Raw genomic sequence first — 13,659 nt, 5'->3', positions numbered from 1 at the left:
GCGGATCAGTCGTCGTCGCCGCTGGGCAGCTTGGTCTTGGCGGGAGCGACCTTGGTGGAGGTGGCCTTGCTGTCGGCCTTGGCGGGCTTCGGCGCCGAGGCCTTGGCGGCGAGCGTCTTCGGGCGGGCCGCCGGCTTGGCCTTCGCTGCGGGCTTGATACCGGCCGCGGCGGCGGGGCGCAGGCTGGCCGCCGTTGCCTGGCCCGACTGGATCGCACCCTGCAGGCGCATCGGTCCGCCGAAGGCGTCGGAAGATGGCTGCACGGGCTCGCCGGCCGGCGCGAAGGCGTTCGTTCCGCGTGGGATCGCGCCATTGCCGGACGCCGTGCGCGGGGCCGGCATCCCGGTCAGGCCGGCCGTAACCGGCGCGCCGGGTACGATCGTCGCCTTGCCGCGCGCGACCCGTGTCGCCGGCTGGGAGCCCGCATTGGCCGCGAGCGGCGCGCGGTCGGAGCCGGCGGTGCGGCCGAAGGAGACCAGCACCGGATTGGGCTCGGCCCGGGGCCCGAGGATCATACGCCCGCGCGGCGAACGTGTGGCGATCGCGGTCCCGGCGGCGGGCGCGGCGAAGGAGAGGAAGCGCCCGGCGCTGTCGCTGCTGCTGTCGTTGGCGCTCACCGGGCCCGTGACATCGGCATCGTCCGCCATGGCACCGCCGCCGCGATTGCGGACCTCGTCGCAGATATTCGGCGCGCGCGTGCCGCTGGGCGGCATGGAGGCGACATTGACGCCGGTGCCGCCCCATTTGGCGAAACCCTCGTCCAGGAGCTGGGCCGCCTTGACGGTGCGCTCCGTCGCCGAGGTCGAACCGAGCACGATCGCGATCAGCGTGCGCCCGCCCCGGCTCGCCGTGGCGACGACGTTGAAGCCCGAGGCGCAGGTGAAGCCGGTCTTCATCCCGCTCACGCCCGGATAGCGCCCAACAAGGCCGTTGGTGTTATGGATCAGCTGCTTGCCGAGCTGCACCGCCGGAGTGCCCCAATATTCGGCATAGTCGGGAAAGTCGCGCATCAGCGCCATGGCCAGAAGCGCCAGATCATGGGCACTCACCTGCTGGTCGGGATCGTCCCAGCCATTGGGGTTGCTGAAGCGCGTGTCGCGCATGCCGAGCCGCTGGGCCTCGGCGTTCATCATGCCGACGAAGCTTTCGACATCGCCGCCCACGCCCTCGGCCACGACATAGGCGATGTCATTGGCGGATTTGACCATCATGATCCGCAACGCGTTGTCGAGCGTCACCTCCTGGCCCGGCTTGATATACACCTTCACGCGCGGCTGGCTGGCCGCGCGCTTGGAGGCTGGGATCGCCGTCTCCAGCCCGATGCGACCCTCTCGGACCGCCTTCAGGGCGAGGTAGATCGTCATCATCTTCGTCGTCGAAGCCGGCCGCCAGGCCTGCGTCGCATTCTCGCTCGAAAGCACCTCGCCCGAGGAGGCATCCACCACGAGGCTCGCCCCGGCGAAAGCGGGGCCGCCGACCAGAAGGCCGAGAGCGAAGGCGGCGGCGAAGCGAAAGGCTGTCATCGGCGGGTCTTGAACCTGTCTGGGCGAGGGCTGCGCAGGCGGAGCGTTCAACGCGACGCATGCGGCATTTTCGAGACGGGGAAGCCGGGGCGACCATGGACCGCCCTCCCATGCATACCTACCCCCAGCGCAGCGATTTGCATAGATCGCCCCGGCCCGTTCAAAAGCGGATCGCCCTCACCGCCCGAAAGGTCTGCCGTGGCACTCGGTCTGCTCTGGATCCCGGCGACGATCGCCGCCTCGCTGCTTCAGACGGCGCGCAATCTCGCGCAGCGCTCGCTGACGGACGTCATCGGCGTCGTCGGCGCCACGCAGGTCCGCTTCCTCTTCGGCCTGCCCTTCGCGATGCTGTTCCTCAGCCTCGCCTGCCTGGCGCTGTGGACGGTGCCGCCGGCGATCGGTGCGGCCAGCCTCGGCTACGCCGCATGGGGCGCGCTGACGCAGATCGCCGCGACCGCGCTGATGTTGGCGACGATGCGCGAGCGCTCCTTCGCTGTGGTCACGGCCTATACCAAGACCGAGCCCGTGCAGGTCGCCTTGTTCGGCGCCCTCCTCCTCGGCGATCACCTGACACCCGCCAAATTCCTCGCCATCGCCATCGCCACGGTCGGCGTCGTGATCGTGTCCTGGCGGCCGGGCGATCGGCTCACCCGCGCCGGGCTGCGCCCCGCCGTCCTCGGTATCGTCTCGGGAGCCTTCTTCGCCATGTCCGCGATCGGCTATCGCGGCGCGATCCAGTCCCTGCCCGAGGGCGGATTCCTGATCCGCGCCTCGACCATTCTCGTCCTTGGGCTCGCGCTCCAGACCGTGCTGCTGACGCTCTACATGCTCGTCGCCAACCGCCAGGCTCTGATGGCGAGCCTGCGGGAATGGCGCCGCTCGCTCTCTGCCGGCTTCCTCGGCGCCGCCGCCTCGCAGTTCTGGTTCATCGGCTTCTCGCTGACGAGCGCCGCCAATGTCCGGACCCTGGCGCTGATCGAGGTTCCGCTGGCCCAGATCCTCTCCCGCAAGCTCTTTGCGGAAGGCACGAGCCGGCGGGAGCTGATCGGCATGGCGATGATCGTCGGCGGCGTCGGGCTGCTGATGTGGCTGTCGGCCGGGAGCTGAAAAGGCTCCGCCTTGCCAGCCGATCCGCGCACGGTCACCATGCGCGGAAACCTGTTGCGGTGCGAAGACGCGCCGCCAAGATAACAACAACGATAGATATCACGGGAGGATTGACCATGAGCGCTGCCATCGTCGGCTGGGCCCATACGCCGTTCGGCAAGCAGGACGCGGAAACCATCGAGAGCCTGATCGTCCGCGTCGCCACCGATGCGCTGGTCGATGCCGGCATCACGGCAGGGGACGTCGACGAGATCGTGCTCGGTCACTACAATGCCGGCTTCTCTCCGCAGGACTTCACCGCATCGCTGGTGTTGCAGGCCGATCCGGCCCTGCGCTTCAAGCCGGCGACGCGCGTCGAGAACGCCTGCGCCACCGGCTCTGCCGCCGTACAGCAGGGTGTCCGGGCGATCCGGGCCGGAGCGGCCAGGATCGTGCTGGTCGTCGGCGTCGAGCAGATGACGAAGACGCCCTCTGCCGAGATCGGCAAAGCGCTGCTGAAGGCGTCCTACCTTCCCGAGGATGGCGATACCCCCGGCGGCTTCGCCGGCGTCTTTGGCAAGATCGCCGACGCCTATTTCCAGCGCCATGGCGACCAGTCAGACGCGCTCGCCCTGATCGCCGCCAAGAACCACCGGAACGGCGTCGACAATCCCTATGCGCAGATGCGCAAGGATCTCGGCTTCGCCTTCTGCCGGGAGGAGAGCGAGAAGAACCCTTACGTCGCCGGCCCGCTGAAGCGCACCGACTGCTCGCTGGTCTCGGACGGCGCCGCGGCGCTGGTTCTCGCCGATGAGGAAACCGCGCTGCAGATGCGCCGCGCCGTCAGCTTCCGCGGCATGGCCCATGTCCAGGATTTCCTGCCCCGCGCCAAGCGCGACATCCTGAAGTTCGAGGGCGCGGCCGTGGCCTGGCAGAAGGCGCTCGCCGCAGCCGGCGTCGCGCTCGAGGACCTTTCCTTCGTCGAGACCCATGACTGCTTCACGATCGCCGAGCTGATCGAATACGAGGCGATGGGCCTCACCAAGGAGGGTGATGGCGCCCGGGCGATCAAGGAAGGCTGGACGCTCAAGGACGGCAAGCTGCCGGTCAACGTCTCCGGCGGCCTCAAGGCCAAAGGCCATCCGATCGGCGCGACCGGCGTCTCCATGCATGCGCTCTCCGCCATGCAGCTCACCGGCGAGGCGCCCGAAGGCATGCAGCTGAAGGAGCCGCGCCTCGGCGGCATCTTCAACATGGGCGGGGCGGCGGTCGCGAACTACGTCTCCGTGCTCGAGCGCATCAAGTGACGCGCAGGACGGCGCCGCCTGCGAAAGGCGGCGCCGGCAGGGGCCGCGGCCGGTCGTGACGAGTTTCCTCGTTCTGCTGCTGGCCTATATGCTGAGCCAGTTCTTCCGAGCCTTCCTCGCCGTGATCTCGGGCGATCTGATCCGCGATCTCGGCCTCGATCAGGGCCAGCTCGGCAGCCTGCAGGCGGCCTGGCTGATCGCCTTCGCGCTTTCGCAATTCCCGGTGGGCTATGCGCTCGATCGCCTGGGGCCACGGCGCACGCTCGCCGGGTTCCTGCTGGCGGCGGTCGCGGGCACGGCCCTCTTCGGTCTGGCGCAGAGCTACATGGCCGCCCTCGTCGCGCTCGCCCTGATCGGCATCGGCTGCGCGCCGATCCTGATGTCCGGCTTCTATCTCGCGGCGAGGCTCTATTCGCCGCAGCATTTCGCGACCATGTCCTCCCTGCTGATCGGGCTGGGCTCGATCGGCGATCCGCTGAGCGGTGCTCCGCTCGCCTTTTTCCTGGCGAGCTTCGGCTGGCGCGCCACGGTCTTTGGCCTCGCCGGCATCGTGGCGCTGACCACCCTGCTCGTGGCTCTGCTCCTCAAGGACCCGCCGCCGCTGGCCGGCGCCACGCAAGCGCCCGCGACGCTCTGGGGCGGCATCCGGCAGATCCTCGCCAAGCGCGAGCTCTGGCTGATTTTTCCCATCACCTTCGTCAGCTACGGCGTCACCATCGCCATGCGCGGGCTCTGGATCGCGCCCTATCTGCAGCAGGTCCACGGCTTCGATCTGGCCTCCACCAGCTACGCCGCGATGGCGATGGGCGCGGCGATCGGCGGCGGCGCGCTGCTGGTGCTGCCGATCTACCGGCGCCTGCAGGCCAAGCGCACCGTGGCCGCCTATGCCGCCCTCGTGGTGCTTGCCTTTATCGGGCTCTCGCTCTGGGGCCGGGATTCGGCGCGGCTTTCGGTAGCGCTCTTCATCGCCATCGGCCTGTTCGGCATCACCTATGCGGTAGTGATGGCCCATGCGCGCGCTTTCATGACGGCCCAGGAGATCGGCCGCGGCGTCACCTTCATGAACTTCCTCTTCATGGGCGGCGCGGGCGTGGTTCAGTTCGTCTCCGGCCGCCTCGTCAACGGCCTTGCCGCGCGCGGCTTCGATCCACCGACGAGCTTCGCCTGGCTGTTCGCCTTCATGGGCGCCGCGCTGGCCGTCACGCTTGCGCTCTATCTGGCGGCGCCGGCGGAACGGGCGGCGTCCGCGCGGCGCTGACGCTCACCCCTCGCCGGGCGCCTTCGCGGCGATGGCGAGCGCATGGACGCGATCGGCGAGCTCCTCCGCCAGCGCGGCGTTGACGAGGCGATGGCGTTCCAACCGGCTCTTGCCACGGAAGGCCTCGGACACGATATCGACGCGGAAGTGAGTTTCCCCGCCCTCGCGCCAGCCGCCATGGCCGTGATGCTGGTGCGATTCATCGATCACCTGCAATCGCTGTGGCGTCAGCGCCGCTTCGAGCTTGCGGGTGATCCGCTCGGCCATCATGGTCATGATCGCGCCACCGTTGCGATGATCTGTCTCGTGGCCCGGCGGGTTTCCAGCAGCGTATGTCACGCCACCGACCACCCTTGCCGGCCGCTCCCTGCCGTCTCATAACCATTCGACGATGAACATCAACTCGCGCTTTTTCGATCGCATCAGGATCGGCGCTTCCGAATCGGACGCGCCGGCCGACAGCGCAGCCCCGCGCTGCGAACACCCCGGCTGCAATCGCACGGGTGAATTCCGCGCGCCCAAGGGCCGCGGGCGCGAGGGCCAGTTCTTCCGCTTCTGCATGGAGCATGTGAAGGCATACAACGCGACCTATAACTACTTCACCGGCATGGATGACGAGGCGCTGGCCGCCTATCAGAAGCAGGAGGAGATCGGCCACCGGCCAACCTGGAAGCTCGGCGTCAACTCCCAGGCGGGCCGCATGGCGCAGCGCGGCCGCAAGCGCGCCGCCGGCGGCGAGGAAAGCCCGGACCTTCACGACGCCTTCAACCTGTTCGGCGCGCGCAATGCGCAGCAGGCGGCCCGCCAGGAGCCGCGCGTCGGCGTCGTCGCGATGAAGGCGCTGACCACGCTGGGGCTCGACGACACGGCCGATTCGGCCGCGATCAAGGCGCGCTACAAGGAGCTGGTGAAGCGCTTCCACCCCGATGCGAATGGCGGCGACCGCTCGCGCGAGGGCACGCTCCAGGAAATCCTGAAGGCCTATCAGCAGCTCAAAAGCGTGGGGATGGTCTGAAACGGCCGGCCCTGCAAGCCGACGAGGGGGAACCGCACCCGATGCAGACCATGCTTCCGCAAGAGCCGGCCGACGCGGCAGAGCGGCGCGCGCGTCCGCCCGTCATCGTCTACCCCAACGGCACGCTGCCGGGCGCCGATATGGCGATGCTCTCGCAGGCTCGGCAGAGCCTGACCTTGATCGAGGCCATCACCGTGCCCCCGCGTGAGGGCGGCAGCTTCCGCGTGCCGAAAGGCCATTTCGTCCGGATCGTCAGCATCGAGGGGCCGCAGGTCGGCGATCTCAATCTCTGGAATGCCGAGGATTTGTCGGAACGCTTCTTCAGCGGCAAGACCCGTGCGCTGCACGCCACGCACCTCACCACTGGCGACCGGCTCTGGAGCGCCCTGCCCCATCTGCGGCCGATGGCGACCATCAGCCATGACACGCTCGGCTGGTACGGCTGGGACGCGGACGGAGCCGGCGTTCACGACGTCATCGGTACGCGCTGCGACCCCTATACCCACCGCCTGCTGAGCGGCGGCGACTATCATCACTGCTGCCATTCGAACCTGTCGCGGGCGCTCGGCCAGGCGGTCGGCCGGCCCGCCCACGAGGTGCAGCAGCATGTTCACGACGTTCTCAACGTCTTCATGTGCACGGGCTTCACCCGCGACACGCACCAATATTTCATGAAGGCGAGCCCGGTCCGGCCGGGCGACTACCTCGAGCTCTTCGCCGAGATCGACCTCATCGGCGCGTTGTCGGCCTGTCCGGGCGGCGATTGCGGCGCGACCCATTCCAGCGACGCCGCCACCTGCCATCCGCTGCGGGTGGAGATCCATGCGCCCGATCCGGAGCGGCTAACCGGATGGCGCTCGCCGAAGCCGAGCGGCTACCGGATGGACGAAGCCGAGCAGGCCGGGGCATGACGCCTGCGCCAGACACCGCAAATCGTCGGGAAGACGCCGACCTCGCCATCACGCGCAAGCTCGCCCCGGCGCTGTCGACTGGAGCCTTCATCGTCGTCGCCGGCCTGCTGCTGGCGCGCCTGTGGATGACGCGCCCGGACTGGTTCCCGGCCCTTCCCGCTGCCCTGGTCCTGCGCGTCAGCGACGCGCTCGGCGGACAGGGCTGCTGCGAATCCGTCGCCGACGCCGAGGCCCTGATCGTCCTCGCCGCGTCCTTCGCGGCCGTTGCGGTCATGCTCGTGATCGCCGGTCTGCTGCGGCGCGCGCTGGGCTCGGTGAACAACAAGTCGCGCTGAACCGACGGATCCGAGGCGCGGGGACCGATGCTCAGCCGTGCGATTCGCCGGCCAGCCCCGCGACATCGGCGATGATGCCGTCCAGCGCGAAATCCTTCGGCGTATAAACCCGTGCGACTCCCATATTGCGCAGCGCGTTCTCGTCATCGGGCGGGATGATGCCGCCGACCACCACCGGCACATTCATGCCCGCGATGCGCAGCCGCGCCGTCACGTCGCGCACCAGCGGCAGATGCGAGCCGGAGAGGATCGACAGTCCGATGATGTCGGCTTCGGTTTCCTTCGCCTGCGCCACGATCTCGTCCGGTGTCTGGCGGATGCCGCCATAGCTTACGCTCATCCCGGCATCGCGGGCCCGCACCGCGATCTGCTCGGCCCCGTTGGAATGCCCGTCGAGCCCTGGCTTGCCGACGAGGAAGCGCGGTGGCCGCCCGAGCCGCTCCGTCGCCCTCTCGACCGCCGCCTTGGCCGTGGCGAGCCCGGAAGCATCACCGAGCCGCGTCGTATCCACGCCGGTCGGCGCCCGGTATTCGCCGAAGATCTCGCGCAGCGCCTGCGCCCACTCGCCGGTGGTGACCCCTGCCTTGGCGCAGGCGATCGAGGCCGGCATGATGTTACGGCCCTCCCGCGCGCTGGCGGACAGCTCGGCCAAGGTCGCCTCGGCGGCCTTGGCGTCGCGCGCCGAACGCCAGGCCTTCAGCCGCCCGATCGCCTCGATCTCGACCGAATCCGGTACGGTGACCACGGCACTCTCCCCGGCCGAAAGCGGAGAGGGCTCGCTATTGGTGAATTTGTTGACACCGACGACGACCTGCTCGCCACGCTCGATCGCCTCGATCCGCCGTGCGCCGTTCTCGACCAGAGCCTGCTTCATATAGCCGCTTTCGACGGCCGCGAGCGCACCGCCCATCGCCTCGATCCGCGCCAGCTCCTCCAGCGCGGCGGCCTTCAGCTCGGCCACCTTGGCGTCGATGACGGACGAGCCGTCGAAGATGTCGTCATATTCGAGCAGGTCGGTTTCATAGGCCAGCACCTGCTGCATGCGCAGCGACCATTGCTGGTCGAAGGGCCGCGGCAGCCCCAGCGCCTCGTTCCAGGCCGGGAGTTGAACGGCCCGCGCCCGCGCCTTCTTAGAGAGCGTCACCGCCAGCATTTCGATGAGAATGCGGTAGACGTTGTTCTCCGGCTGCGGCTCGGTCAGCCCCAGCGAATTCACCTGCACGCCATAACGGAAGCGGCGGTGCTGCTCGTCTTCGACCCCGTAGCGACCGTGCGTGATCTCGTCCCACAGATCGACGAAGGCGCGCATCTTGCTGAGCTCGGTGACGAAGCGCATGCCTGCATTCACGAAGAAGGAGATGCGCCCGACGATGGCCGGGAAAGCCGCCGCATCGACCTCCGGCCGCGCACGGATCGAATCCAGCAGGGCGATCGCTGTCGCCAGCGCGAAAGACAGCTCCTGCACCGGCGAGGCGCCGGCCTCCTGCAGATGGTAGGAGCAGACATTGGTCGGGTTCCATTTCGGCAGCTCGCCGGCCGTGAAGACCACGATATCGGTGGTCAGGCGCATCGAGGGGCGCGGCGGAAAGACATAGGTCCCCCGCGAGAGATACTCCTTCACCAGATCGTTCTGGGTGGTGCCCTGCAGCAGCTTGCGATCGGCGCCCTGCTCGTCGGCGACGGCGATATAGAGCGAGAGCAGCCAGGCCGCCGTCGCGTTGATCGTCATCGAGGTGTTCATCTGCGCCAGCGGGATCTGCTCGAACAGCCTGCGCATGTCGCCCAGATGGCTGACCGGTACACCGACCTTGCCGACCTCCCCCCGCGCCAGCACGTGATCGGGATCGTAGCCGGTCTGCGTCGGCAGGTCGAAGGCGACGGAAAGGCCCGTCTGGCCCTTGGCCAGATTGGTCCGGTAGAGCCGGTTCGACTCGGCCGCATCGGAGTGGCCGGCATAGGTACGGAAGATCCAGGGCCGCTCGCGACGGCCCATTGGCTCGCCGCTCCGTTCGGTCGCGCTCATGAGGGTCCCCGTCCTGCGGTGCAATCTCGAATGTTGCACTGCGACGAGGATAAGGGAAGCGCAGGCGATGTCGCCTTGGACGTTAGGCGAAGGCGGCGAGCGACCCGTGACGGGCCGCCGGGGCGGCGCTTCGCGGCAGCGTCACTCCACCGGCAGCGCGCCGCGCAGGTCACGCGGCGGCGGCAGCAGCGCCGCGAGGCGGACATCCGCCTTGGGCGGCGCCACGAAGGCGCGCGCGGTCCGCTTCGGCAGGTCGAGATCCATCGGGCGACCGGGCGGCAGCGGCGCGGCCTTGATCAGGGTCACCACCGCCGTGGCAGCCGGTGCCGGAGCCTGCTGCGGCGCGGCCGGAGCAAAAGCGAGTGGGGCGGAGCTGAACGAGGTCTGGCCGAGCGAGGCGGTCGTCGCGACCGGGGCGGAGACGGAAAGCGCAGCGACCTGATAGCTCGGCTGCTCGTAGATGCGGCGCTCGGGACGCTCACCCTTGATGTAGAAGGCATTGCCGCCCGCGACGGTCACGTAATGCATGTTCTTGTAGCCGAAGCGCAGGCCGGCGGTGTGGAAATGCTTGGCCTCGCCGACTTGCGCATTGCGCTTGCCTTCGAGGATCTGGTCGGCGATCGCCTCGATGCGCGAGAGACCCTTTTCCGCCATCGGGCGGCTCAGCACCCCGGCGGCGAACTGGCGCGGCGCGCCCACGACGCCGCAGATCGTTTCCGGATAGCGCGGCGATTCGACCCGGTTCATCACCACGGTGCCGACGCCCATCAGCCCGGCATCGCTGGAGCGGTTCGCCTCGAAATACATCGCGCGGACCAGGCACTCCTTTTCGCGCGGATCGGCCTTTGCCAGCGCCACAGCGCGCTTGCGGGCCGTGGCCGGGTCCTTGGCGCCCGCGGGGGCGGCGGCGGGGACCGAAGCGGTCTCGACGGACGCCATGCTGCACGCGCCCAGAGCCGGAGCCAGCAGGACCATCAGAAGCGGGATCGACCGGCTGACCTTGCGAAAGCCTTCTGCTGCGCGGAGACGGGAAGCCAGAATCGCGGTCCGCTTCATGCGGCAACCTCCAGTGTTCGGGATCCGACAGCGGCCGAGAGCCGCATCCGATCGCCGGCAAGGAACCGCGAAATCCTTAACGAAAGTTTAGCTGGAGCGGAAGGGCCAAAGCGCACTCCAGCGCACGAAGCGCCCGAAGAGAGGCCTCCTCGCTCCTCAAGCTATTGTGATACATGGTCTTTTCCAAACGGCGCTCGTCGCCGGCACCGAGCATTGCGCCGCGAAAAGATGAAGCCGTTGTCATGAGGACCGCGGGCCCGCAGCCCGGCGGGCACGGCCCCGCTTCGGCTGCCTCGCGATCAGTGCCCGGTCTGCGGCAGCCGCGGCAGGGGCAGGAAGGCGACGCCCTCCTCCTGCAGCATGCGCGCATCCTCGAGCGAGGCCTCGCCATAGATCGGCCGCTCCGGGCTCTCGCCGTGATGGATCTTCAGCGCCTCTTCGGCGAAGCGCTGGCCCACCGGCTCGGCATGGTCGCGAACCTGGCGATGCAGTTCCGTGATAGCGGCGCGCAAGGCCGCTTCCCTCTCGCTCAGCAGCGCGACCGCACCGGCTGCAGAAGGCGATGCTGCGGCCACCGTGCGCGGCGGCTCGGCCGGGCCGGCCCGATCGGTACGTGCGACGGCCGGCGCCATGATCGCGCGCTCGACCTTGCCGCTGCCGCAGACGGGACAGCTCACCAGGCCACGCGCGGCCTGCCCCTCGAAGCTTGCCGAGGATGGAAACCAGCTGTCGAATTCATGCGCGGCGTCGCAGCGGAGAGCGTAACGGATCATCGTGCTTCGAGGGCGTTGCGAAGAGGCTCAGTCTTCCGCAGATAGGTTGACGCGCCCTTTCGGCAAGGTCCGGGCTGAAAACCGCTGGCCGGTCAGGCGAGCAGCTTGTCCAGTTCTCCGGCCGCATCGAGCGCGTGGATGTCGTCAGACCCGCCGACATGGCGATCGCCGATGAATATCTGCGGCACGGACGTCCTGCCATGGGCCCGCTCGGTCATTTCGCGCCGCAGCTCCGGCTTCCCATCCACGTCGATTTCGGTGAAGACGGCGCCCTTCTTGGTCAGCAGCGCCTTGGCCGCGCGGCAATAGGGGCACCAGGACGTGCTGTAGATCGTGATCGGCGGCATCGAGGTCCTCGTCGGGCTGGGATCGTATCGATAGGCACTGGCCGGAGTTTAAGCGCTCATCCGCCATCCGTCACGACCCGGGCGAAGGTCAGCACATCCACCGCGCCGGCCCCCGCCCGCAGGAGCGCCCTCGCGGCGGCATTGGCCGTTGCGCCCGTGGTCAGCACATCGTCGACCAACAGGATCCGCCGCCCCTCGATCAACGGCCGGGCCGCATTCGGCACGCGGAAGGCGCCTTGCAGATTCTCCGCGCGCTGCGCCCGCGTCAGCCCGACCTGCTGGCGCGTCCGCTTGCTGCGCGTCAGCGCGGCCGGGGCAAGCGGCCTGTCCGAAAGGCGGGCGAGATGCCGAGCCAGCAGCGCAGCCTGGTTGAAGCGCCGGCGCCACAGCCGGGTGCGATGCAAGGGCACCGGTACCAGAAGCTCGGCCTCCGCCAGCAATTCGTGGCCGGCCTGCCGCATCATCCGGCCGAGCGTCAGCGCCAGATCGGCTCGGTCATTGTATTTCACCCGATGGACGAGATCGCGCGCCGCGCCTTCGAAGCGGCACACCGCCCGGGCCCGTGAGAAGACGGGCGGATCGGCGATCGCAGCCGGGGACAGCATGCCCGAGCCGAGATCGATCTCGAAGGGCGTGCCCAGCCGCTCGCAAAAGGGCCGCTCGATGAAGCCGAGCCCGCTCCAGCAGGAGGCACACAACCCCTGCGCCTCGCCCGTGGCTCCGCCACAGGCGACGCAGCTTGGCGGGTACAATAACCCGATCACGGCTTCCAGCGGCCCCTGCCACGAGCCCGAACGAGGCCTCCGCAGGAGGCTGGCCGGGCGCTCGAACATCGATGGCGCGAAAAGGGAGAAGCGCTGCCCCTTCGCCCTGGCCGGGGAGGTTAGACGCGCGCTGGGCAGCGGCACCCCGTCCGCGGCCCCTGCCTCGTCGGCCGGTTCGAAGACCGACCAGACCGCATCCGCATCCTGCGCCCCTTGCCCCATGGCCCGCCTCGCACTCAGCCGCCACCCGCCCGATCGGCAGGTTCGGCACGCCATGTTCTTCCGCACGGCGCGAGCCGGCAAGCCTGCGCCGTCGTCACGGCACGCCATGGCAGCTCGCCTCGCCAAACCGGCATGCGGCCGCCAGCCGTTTCACGCCGCAATTTCTTTTCGCCGGCACGCAAAAACCGGTTGCAGCCGAGGGGCACTGCGACTACACAGCAGCCCTCGGCCAGCGCTGCTCCCTTCGTCTAGCGGTCTAGGACGTCGCCCTCTCACGGCGAAAACAGGGGTTCGAGTCCCCTAGGGAGCGCCACGCTACTCTAAGCGTTGATGCTGGCCATATAATCCTTGAATTCAGCGCCTTTTAAGCGGCCAATCTGCGTGCTCGTCGCGCATGGGGCGCTCAGCACTGTAACGGGGCGTGACCGGTTGTTGGAGAGCCGGACGCAGGATCTGTTCCCTCTGGTGGTTTGGCAGGCGCGGCAACCGGCTCGGCCGATCGAGCCGCCTTGACGCGCGCGCTCCCAAAAGGCCGACATTCACAAAGCCGATGAGGCGGGCCTGGATCAGCGCCAGACGACGCTGCCGCCACAGTTCTGGCGAGAGCTCGTCGGGTCGCGCCTCCAGCCGCGCGGCGTCGGCAGCCATCGAGCCATTGCAATTCGATCCGCTGGTGTGGCGGCGCTGATCGAGATAGCGACCGGCTGCACCAATCCGGGTTGCTTGAGCCGCGCCGTAGAGGCCGCAGTCTGGTCGGCCGCTACGGCCGAGAGCGGCGCTGCGGTGCGTGGCGGCTGCTCGGAGGTCGCGGGCGGTCCGCGTGGCCCTTCGGAGTTTTTTGATTTTGCTCTTTGAACGTAAAAACCCCGCCTGCTTCGCAGACGGGGTTTTTTTTGATTTGGTTGCGGGGGCCAGATTTGAACTGACGACCTTCAGGTTATGAGCCTGACGAGCTACCGGGCTGCTCCACCCCGCGTCAACTTTTGTGTCCTGGCTTTTTGGCTCTGGGGCCGTTTGGTTTTGAGCCAGGGTTTGAGAG

Annotated in this window: 13 protein-coding genes and 2 tRNA genes; 7 read left to right on the top strand and 8 right to left on the bottom strand. The window is 68.5% G+C overall.

Going from position 1 to position 13,659, the window contains the following annotated elements:
* Positions 1–5 precede the first annotated feature (5 nt).
* Complete coding sequence (locus ACOJTB_RS19795; protein WP_420104241.1) at positions 6–1,523, bottom strand: D-alanyl-D-alanine carboxypeptidase family protein; 1,518 nt, start codon at positions 1,521–1,523, stop codon at positions 6–8.
* Positions 1,524–1,721: 198 nt separating this feature from the next.
* On the opposite strand from ACOJTB_RS19795, the gene ACOJTB_RS19790 reads away from it, so the two are divergent.
* The 3 genes from ACOJTB_RS19790 to ACOJTB_RS19780 all read left to right on the top strand — a co-directional run bounded on the left by ACOJTB_RS19790 (position 1,722) and on the right by ACOJTB_RS19780 (position 5,174).
* Positions 1,722–2,630, top strand: coding sequence for a DMT family transporter (locus ACOJTB_RS19790; protein ID WP_420104240.1), 909 nt, complete (start codon positions 1,722–1,724; stop codon positions 2,628–2,630).
* 116 nt (positions 2,631–2,746) lie between these two features.
* Positions 2,747–3,916: an acetyl-CoA acetyltransferase gene (locus ACOJTB_RS19785; RefSeq protein ID WP_420104239.1), complete on the top strand. Its 1,170-nt coding sequence runs from the start codon at positions 2,747–2,749 to the stop codon at positions 3,914–3,916.
* A 55-nt stretch (positions 3,917–3,971) separates the two neighbouring features.
* A complete protein-coding gene (locus tag ACOJTB_RS19780) occupies positions 3,972–5,174 on the top strand; it encodes an MFS transporter (RefSeq protein WP_420104238.1) in 1,203 nt (400 codons plus the stop codon).
* A gap of 3 nt (positions 5,175–5,177) precedes the next feature.
* Here the strand turns inward: ACOJTB_RS19780 and ACOJTB_RS19775 are convergent, their stop codons facing one another.
* A complete protein-coding gene (locus ACOJTB_RS19775) occupies positions 5,178–5,450 on the bottom strand; it encodes a BolA family protein (RefSeq protein WP_420104237.1) in 273 nt (90 codons plus the stop codon).
* A gap of 115 nt (positions 5,451–5,565) precedes the next feature.
* Here ACOJTB_RS19775 and ACOJTB_RS19770 point away from each other — a divergent pair, with 115 nt between their 5' ends.
* Genes ACOJTB_RS19770 through ACOJTB_RS19760 form a run of 3 tightly spaced genes read left to right on the top strand, consistent with a single transcriptional unit; the run spans position 5,566 to position 7,435 of the window.
* Positions 5,566–6,189 (top strand): J domain-containing protein, encoded by a 624-nt coding sequence (locus ACOJTB_RS19770; RefSeq protein WP_420104236.1) that lies wholly within the window; start codon positions 5,566–5,568, stop codon positions 6,187–6,189.
* A 41-nt stretch (positions 6,190–6,230) separates the two neighbouring features.
* Positions 6,231–7,100 carry an urea carboxylase-associated family protein gene (locus ACOJTB_RS19765; protein WP_420104235.1) on the top strand — a complete coding sequence of 290 codons (870 nt, stop codon included), beginning with the start codon at positions 6,231–6,233 and terminating at the stop codon, positions 7,098–7,100.
* On the top strand, positions 7,040–7,435 hold the full coding sequence (locus ACOJTB_RS19760; protein WP_420104234.1) for a hypothetical protein: 396 nt from the start codon (positions 7,040–7,042) through the stop codon (positions 7,433–7,435). The genes ACOJTB_RS19765 and ACOJTB_RS19760 overlap by 61 nt, the downstream gene beginning before the upstream one ends.
* Positions 7,436–7,466: 31 nt before the next feature.
* On the opposite strand, the gene ACOJTB_RS19755 is transcribed toward ACOJTB_RS19760, so the two are convergent.
* The 5 genes from ACOJTB_RS19755 to ACOJTB_RS19735 all read right to left on the bottom strand — a co-directional run bounded on the left by ACOJTB_RS19755 (position 7,467) and on the right by ACOJTB_RS19735 (position 12,467).
* Complete coding sequence (locus tag ACOJTB_RS19755; protein WP_420104233.1) at positions 7,467–9,458, bottom strand: methylmalonyl-CoA mutase family protein; 1,992 nt, start codon at positions 9,456–9,458, stop codon at positions 7,467–7,469.
* A gap of 141 nt (positions 9,459–9,599) precedes the next feature.
* Positions 9,600–10,514: a cell wall hydrolase gene (locus ACOJTB_RS19750; protein WP_420104232.1), complete on the bottom strand. Its 915-nt coding sequence runs from the start codon at positions 10,512–10,514 to the stop codon at positions 9,600–9,602.
* Positions 10,515–10,813: 299 nt separating this feature from the next.
* Positions 10,814–11,287 carry a DUF1178 family protein gene (locus ACOJTB_RS19745; protein WP_420104231.1) on the bottom strand — a complete coding sequence of 158 codons (474 nt, stop codon included), beginning with the start codon at positions 11,285–11,287 and terminating at the stop codon, positions 10,814–10,816.
* A 92-nt stretch (positions 11,288–11,379) separates the two neighbouring features.
* On the bottom strand, positions 11,380–11,634 hold the full coding sequence (gene grxC, locus ACOJTB_RS19740) for a glutaredoxin 3 (RefSeq protein ID WP_420104230.1): 255 nt from the start codon (positions 11,632–11,634) through the stop codon (positions 11,380–11,382).
* 56 nt (positions 11,635–11,690) lie between these two features.
* Positions 11,691–12,467 (bottom strand): ComF family protein, encoded by a 777-nt coding sequence (locus ACOJTB_RS19735; protein WP_420104252.1) that lies wholly within the window; start codon positions 12,465–12,467, stop codon positions 11,691–11,693.
* 390 nt (positions 12,468–12,857) lie between these two features.
* On the opposite strand from ACOJTB_RS19735, the gene ACOJTB_RS19730 reads away from it, so the two are divergent.
* Positions 12,858–12,933 (top strand) — tRNA-Glu (locus ACOJTB_RS19730).
* Positions 12,934–13,519: 586 nt separating this feature from the next.
* Here the strand turns inward: ACOJTB_RS19730 and ACOJTB_RS19725 are convergent.
* A tRNA-Met gene (locus tag ACOJTB_RS19725) sits at positions 13,520–13,596 on the bottom strand.
* Between the last annotated feature and the right edge of the window lie 63 nt (positions 13,597–13,659).

Source organism: Allobosea sp. (assembly GCF_048595345.1).
Lineage (GTDB): Bacteria > Pseudomonadota > Alphaproteobacteria > Rhizobiales > Beijerinckiaceae > Allobosea.
The sequence above is the reverse complement of the archived record's forward strand: the minus strand, read 5'-3'. Positions and strand labels throughout refer to the sequence as shown.